This is a genomic window from Microcoleus sp. Pol12B4 (assembly GCF_036701385.1).
Lineage (GTDB): Bacteria > Cyanobacteriota > Cyanobacteriia > Cyanobacteriales > Microcoleaceae > Microcoleus.
Map to the genome: position 1 here is coordinate 30110 of NZ_JAUBQR010000034.1, position 7332 is coordinate 37441.

At 46.1% G+C, this 7332-nt stretch carries 3 protein-coding genes; all 3 read right to left on the reverse strand.

Features of this window, described 5'->3' with window-relative positions; all coding sequences use genetic code 11:
• Positions 1–368 (reverse strand): response regulator (locus tag QUA38_RS07335; protein ID WP_333160485.1); only part of this gene is annotated, 368 nt, incomplete at its 3' end.
• 7 nt (positions 369–375) lie between these two features.
• On the reverse strand, positions 376–4320 hold the full coding sequence (locus QUA38_RS07340) for a PAS domain S-box protein (protein WP_333160487.1): 3945 nt from the start codon (positions 4318–4320) through the stop codon (positions 376–378).
• A gap of 606 nt (positions 4321–4926) precedes the next feature.
• Positions 4927–7332, reverse strand: a 2406-nt coding sequence (locus tag QUA38_RS07345) for a family 10 glycosylhydrolase (protein WP_333160489.1), incomplete at its 5' end; no start/stop codon positions are given.

The window sequence follows — 7332 nt, forward strand, 5'->3', positions numbered from 1 at the left end:
CGGGCTAAAACTTCTTCAACCTGAAACGGTTTAGTAATAAAGTCAACTCCGCCCACTGCAAAAGCTTTAACTTTATCCAGCACGTCATTAATCGCACTAATAAAAATAACAGGAATGTCTTTGGTAATTTCACAAGCTTTGAGTTGCTGACAAACTTGATAGCCGTCCATTTCTGGCATCAGAATATCCAGCAGCACTATATCTGGGGGTATTTTTTGAGCAGCAGACAATGCTAGCTTGCCATTGGGTACGGGGCGAACTTGATAGCCTTTTTCGCTCAAAATTCCGGCCAGCAGCCGCAGGTTTTCTGGTGTATCGTCCACTACTAAAATATTAGCTCGATTGGTTTTAGGTAAAGTTGAAATCATCTGGTATTTACTGTTTGTCGCTGAGTTCGATTATGTTCAAAATTCTGTCATATTCAAAATTATTAATGCAATCTTGAAGCTTGCCCGCAAGAGAGGGGTTGACAGTGCCGATTTGTGCGATCGAAGTTGCGATCGCCTCCATGTCCACACTCAAAATACTTTGCTTGAATTGGGCCATCCAGTCTGGAGAAAGAGAGGCAAAAGCTTCCGGTGTCAGCACCTCATGACTTGACTCCTCTACACCTGCGGCACTTACTGCGGTTGAATCTTCATAAATATAGCGTACTCCTAAATGTTTTCTGATTGCCACAAAAATATCCTCCTCGCGGAACGGTTTCCGCATAAAATCATCGCAACCCGCCGAAAGAATCACCGCCCGTTCTTCCTCCAAAACGCTAGCAGTTAGGGCCACAATCGCCGTTGCTTGCCCGCCAGTTGTAGTTTTAATCTGTTTCGTTGCCTCATAGCCGTCCATGACAGGCATTCTCATGTCCATCCAAATCAGATGCGGTTCCCACTCCATAAAAACATCAACCGCTTCTTTACCGTTATTTGCTTCTCTCAACTCAAATCCGAGTGGACTGAGAAGTTTTACTAACAGTTGGCGATTTAAAGGTTTGTCGTCCACAATTAGCAAGCGATAACTCGGCTGATTCGGTTCGAGGGCAACAACTCGACGTTGAGTTTTTTTGCTTTCAATATCACTAGCTTCAACCAGATTAACTTGGATATCAAACTGAAATAATGCACCCTTTCCGATATCGCTGCTCGCAGTAATTTCACCTCCCATTAATTGCACGAACTGGCGGCTAATAGCTAAACCTAAACCCGTTCCTTCCTGAGAATCTTTACCTGTTTTCGTCTGCACAAATGCTTCAAACAACTGATCGATTTCCTCAGGCGCAATGCCTGCACCAGTATCTTGGACTTCAAAATGCAGCCAGTAGCGGCCGGGCAATTGGTCAGTGCTGTTTTTATGTATATGCCGCCTTCCTCCTTTGACTTTCACCGACACTCTCCCTTCAGAGGTAAATTTAATCGCATTATTGAGCAAATTAATTAAGACTTGCCGCAATTTAACTTCATCAGTACAAATGTAATGGGGAACTTCTGCGTCTGTGTCGAACATTAGTTGCAAACATTTTTGCTCAGCTTTGAGAGCAAACATATCTTCTAAATCGTCGATTAATTGGTACAGATCGAAGCTTTTTGCATTAAGCGTCGTGCGTCCGGCTTCGATTTTTGACAAGTCTAAAACTTGGTTAATTAAAGCCAGTAAATGTTCGCCACTCCGCAGGATAATTCCGACATTTTCTTGATTTTCCTGAGACAACGTTTGACTGCGAATCAGGACTTGAGCAAAGCCGATGACCGCGTTCAGGGGCGATCGCAATTCGTGGCTCATATTAGCGAGAAAGGTACTCTTAGCTTTATTTGCTGCTTCGGCCGCTTCTTTCGCCTGCTGCATTTTTATTTCAGCTTGTTTGTTATCAGTAATGTCTTTAATAAAACCTTCGTAGTAAAGTAAATTTCCTGCTTCATCGCAGACAGCGCGACAATTTTCCGAAATCCAGATTATGCTGCCATCTTTGCGGTAAATTTCCGATTCAAAGTTTGATAGTATCCCGTACTCGGTCATCAGCGCTGCAAATTCGTCGCGGCGGTTGGGTTTCACGTAAAGCTGGTTATTGAAATTCGGCTGTGCTGCTATTAATTCTGCGGGGCATTCATAACCATAAAGCTGAGCTAAAGCGGGGTTAGCGCTGATGTATTTCCCGTCAATAGCAGTTTGGAAAATTCCATTCAAAGCATTTTCATAAATGTTGCGGTACTTTTCTTCTGCTTCCCGGAGGGCAGTTTCTGCTTTTTGGCGCTCGGTAATATCGCTAGAAATAGACAAAAAACAAGCTTCTCCGTCAATATTGATGGTTTCTATCGACAGCAGTGCCGTTCTTTCTGTACCATTTTTATTGCGAAACCTCAGCTCATAATTGTGAAGTGCTGTCTTGTCTTTTAACATTTGAATCATGCGGTCACGCTCTTTCAAACTCGCCCAAAAATTGAGTTCTACCGCTGTTTTACCGATAATTTCTTCCTGGGTGTAGCCCATCATCCGGCAAAAACTATCATTAACTTCTAGGTGGCAACCGTCACGAATTCTTGTAATTGTAATCGCATTCGGACTCGAACGAAAAGCTTTGGAAAACTTTTCTTTTGCCTTAGCAAGATCGGCGGTGCGTTGTGCAACTTGCACTGCTAAATTTTGGTTGTATGCCCTTAATAACTTCTCCGCTAGTTTCCGTTTCGTAATATTTTGAAAAGCGCACATTCCGTAAATAATATTTCCTTGGGAGTCGTAAATAGGAGTCCCCCAAACTTGCAGGGGAACAGTTTTGTTATTGGAGGAGATTTCAATGTCATCAACTGTTACACTTTTGCCCTGCAAGGCATTTAAAATTGGGTCGCGTTCCGCCGGGTAAATTTCCTGCGTTCCAGCTAAATAAACTCTGTATAATTGGCGCAAGTTTTCGGCATTTGCTGCCACAATTCCTTGAGATAAAAGTTTTTCTCCTGTAGGGTTAATGTAGTGAGGTTGACCATTTGGCTCTGCAATAAAAATCCCTAGCGGTACTGCATTGAGAAATTGTTTGAGTCGGCTTTCGCTTTCTGAGAGGGAAGTAAATGAATGCTGCAATTGCTCTGCCATGCTGTTAAAAGCAGTGGCAAGTTCTCCGAGTTCGTCTTCGCGATTTAGAGTGAGCTTTGTATCCCATTCATTTCGCGCCAAAGCTTTCGCCGCCGCATTCAATCTTAAAATCGGCTGAACAACCCATTTAGCAGTAAGAATCCCCAGGATTGTCGCTCCCATCAAAGCTGCAAGCGACAGTAAAAAAGTCGTGCGCGTGTTGAGGTTAATTTGCTCCATAAAGTCAGACTCGGATACAACTACTACAATCAGCCAATCCAATCCTCGATCGTCTTTAAAAGGAGCTACCTGAATAAAATTTCGCTTGCGGTCAACATCAAAAGTAAGCTGTTGAGAATTATTGATTTTAGCTAAGCTGTCGTAGTGTTTATTTAAATGCTGGGCGGTTTGTCTAATTACCGGATTGTCGCTTTCTGAAGCTTTGATGCGTCTTGTTTCTTTACCTTCCACCACAAATTCTGCACTCGCCGTTGAAGTGGCAATTAACATCCCCGATCGCTCCATCACAAAAGTTTGTCCCGATTTACCAATTTTCAGGCTGACGAGAAATTCTTTGATTCGAGAAAACAGCAAATCGCTGCCAGCCACGCCTAACAATTTGCCAGCGTCGTCGTAGATAGGCAAAGCAGCAGTAATTGCCAGTTCCCTCGTCAAAAAATCTGTATAAATTGGAGTCCAAATAGGTTTTTTTGCCACAGCCGCAGCTATGTACCAAGGGCGAGTTCGCGGGTCGTAAGTATTGGGTGAAATTTGCACTAATTGAACGCGGTTTCCCTGAGAGTCAGCAGTATACCGAGCTAATTTATTGCCAGTAGAGCTGTCTGCAGCCGATATCAAAGTCCGCTCTTTAGTGCGGATTGCTCCTGAATGTTCTCCATTTTCCTTCCCTGTGTAAATGATGCTGATTGAATCAAAATATTGAATTTGTTCGAGGAAATGATGTTCTAGTTTTTGGTTGTCTTCTAGGTTCAACTGCCCCAATTTTATGGCTTGAAAGTTCAGGTGATTGACTATGTGGGGAATTGACATATAACTTTCTATGCGGTCTTTGATGCGATCGCTAATTTCTGCCCGCAACTGAGCGGCAACCTCGTTGACTGCCCGCTGACCGTTTTGGAAAGATAGCCAACCTACAACTCCTACCGTGCCGACAATTTGCACTAAAAAGGGAACTACGAACACCGTTTGTAATGGAGCTTTGCCGATAAATTTTGTAGCAAAACGATTGAGGGGTTTAGGAAACATATTAATCCTAAAAGTAATTAAAATTGACTGTTTAAATTAGTAGATGTTAAAATCTTGGAGCGAGAGACGAGCGAGTAAGATCAAATCCGGTTAATCACTAATGGTCAAATTGTTTGATCTAGACCTTTAAGAGTTTTGAGGCCTTTCGTCGTCACTAAGTAGGTGCAAATAAACATTACATGGTTCGGGGGGTGAGAAGACTTATCTACTCGCTTTGATCGTAGATTTTAACTAAACCCTCTCTAATAAGATACTATGGTTATTTTGGGATGACCTACTTACAAACTTACAGTTCGCGATCGCACTCCGACCCCAGACAGCGGGTTTCGGCTTCGCTCAACCACCTGGTTTTTTACTGCATCTGCAGGATGGAACGAAGTATTTCTGTGAAAAAACCAAGGTGAGGATTACCCGTGGCATCGCGAACTAACTTAATCAGGGCTTACGCACTCAAGGGCGTTAAATCAAGGGTTTAAGAGTGCTTCCCTACGTTCGCCATCACACAAAATATTAGTAGGTGCGTAAGTTTTATTAATTAGAGTACGATCGCCCAAATGTTAGCACGATCGCACTATCCACAGCAGCACACACCCAAAAAATCTGTATTTACCTGCGATTCAACTCCATCCTTTCGCCGTAACGTAAAAGCATATCCAAACTCTCCAAACGATTTTGCCAAGTTTGCACCTGATAGCTATTTTCGGCAGAATGCAAGCGCATCGAAGATTGAAATTGAGATTGAAAACTCCCCAACAATCTTTTAGCAGTTGCTAAACTTTCCGTAGAAGGATTTGCCGCCAAGTTGCTCAAAGCTTGCGCCAATTCATCCGCTCGACTTTGCAAAACTTTTAGTTCCGATTCCGACACCCGCAACTGATTGTTAGCCAACAAAAAACTCCATTCCTGCTTGAGAGCAGTATACCGCGAAGCCGCCGCGGCAAACGGCTGTCGGTAAGGAATCGGCTGCGCTGCTGAAGTGGAACGCACTGGCGGGCCTTGAGTGCGGTTAAAAAAACCCTGCATCCCGCTGCTGATACTTTCCACCGCAAAAATAGCATAACCCCCTGTCGGCAAATCGCGCAAAGCTTGAATTTGGTCGATCGCCACAACTTCCGGGATAGTCAACAACTTAACCGACGGAGAAATCAAAGCCGAACCAAGCATTTGTTCCTTTACCAAAGGTTCGGTGATGCGCTGAAGTCGGTTCGTATCCAAAGCATAAGTCATCGGCACAATCAGATCTACAATGCCCTGACGAGCCCAAACTTCCCAATTTTGCTGAATTTTGTAAATCCGCTGAGTTTCCGGGTGCGGAAACACCGCCACCGACAGAATTGTGCGCGGATAATTCTGCCGCAAAAGCTGAGAAACTTCAGCTACAAAACTATTAATTTGATTAGTTTTAAACTCAACCCACTGGCGCCACAAACTGCCGTTTTTAGGGGAAATATTCACCGGATCTGCACCAGTTAACTGCCTAAATTGCTGCCTCCCAGCAATACCGTAACCGTAAGTAAAATTCGCATTGTCATCTTGAAAAGGATAGCGAATATAGTCTAATTGTACCCCATCTACTTTGTAGTTGTTGGCAATTTCGCTGACAATCTGCAGCAAATAATTACGCGCTTCCGGATTCGCCGGATCGAGATAAAATTTGCCATCATTAGGATTTTGGGTGCGTCCTTTATTGTCAATATTCGCCCACTGTGGATGAGCGGAAAGTACCGGCCCGGGATAAGAACTAGGCTGGCCAATTAAAGTATTGTGGCGCTTATTTCCTGTGGCAAAAACCCAAACCCAAGCGTGCAGTTCCATGCCTCGCTCGTGGGCTAATTTAACCGCAGATGCCAGCGGGTCCCAGCCAACTGTTAGGGGATTTTGTTGCGGTGCAACTTGACTGGGATAAATCGTATATCCGGCATTCAAAGTTTCAAAGAAAACGGTATTGATCCCGGCGGCTGCGAGCCGATCGAACACTGCCGCCAAACCCTGTTCCGATCGCGCTGCGACGATCGTCCCGCGATCGAGCCAAACCGCGCGAATTTCCGCCCCAACCCGCTGTCCTTCCTTCGGGTAATTTTCCCACAGCAACTGCCGCGCTTCCACCCACTGCTTTCTAGCCTCCGCGTAGTTTTGCTGTTGCAGGAGTTGGTCGAAAGTTTGCAAAACCTGCCGCGCTTGGGCGATCGCCCGTCCCCTGATCGCTTGCAGAACAGGGGGGCGGCTGGTTGCCGGGCCGCCGGCACTGTTGCTTGTCGCCACCAGTTGAGGGGAGGTAGCAGCATTGAGATTGATGGCGGTATTGGCTGAATTAGATGCTGTCAGGGCGCTTTCAAACCGGCCGAGGAGGTTAGTGAGTTCTTGGCGCATCAAGTACGCTTCAATGGTGACGATCGGCTTATTGGAATTTGCCTGCACATCCAAACCCGCGGGCGCCGACTGATCCGAAGGGTCTGTAAAAGTTGCAGGAACTGGATCGGAAAGCGAGCCAGAGGGAGAAAGTCGGCTCAGCGGGGTAGTACGCGGCAAACTAGGGCTGTTTCTAGTGACTCTTGAGGGGGGAGTTGGCAGTGGGGTCGCGGCAGCAGTGGGCGGCGCTACAGGCCCAGAAGCGATTGTGCCTCCCCAGCGGGCGATCGAGGCTTGCAGCCAAGCCTTATCTACATTTCCCGAACCGTCGCTACCCCAGCGCCAGCCGAGATAGGTAGCGCGATCCGTGGCAATGGCTGCGGAGGAACCGGAACTATCTTTCCAAGTAGCAATAGTTTGACTGTTCGCATCAGCCGGAATCAAGACACCGCCTTGGACTGAGGCATTTTTTTGTTCGGGTGGCATCCAACTGCTAGAAGTAGTGCAAGCCAGATCGCGACAGCGGTTGCGCGGTTGCGGAGTCGCCGGTTGGGTTAACGGAAAAGCCCAATAGGCCCCAAGGAGCGATCGCAAAGATTGGCGCACCAAAGCCGGGGAACTGCGGCCGACGGGGCCCGAAGCAATCAAGCGGCCGCCCTGGGA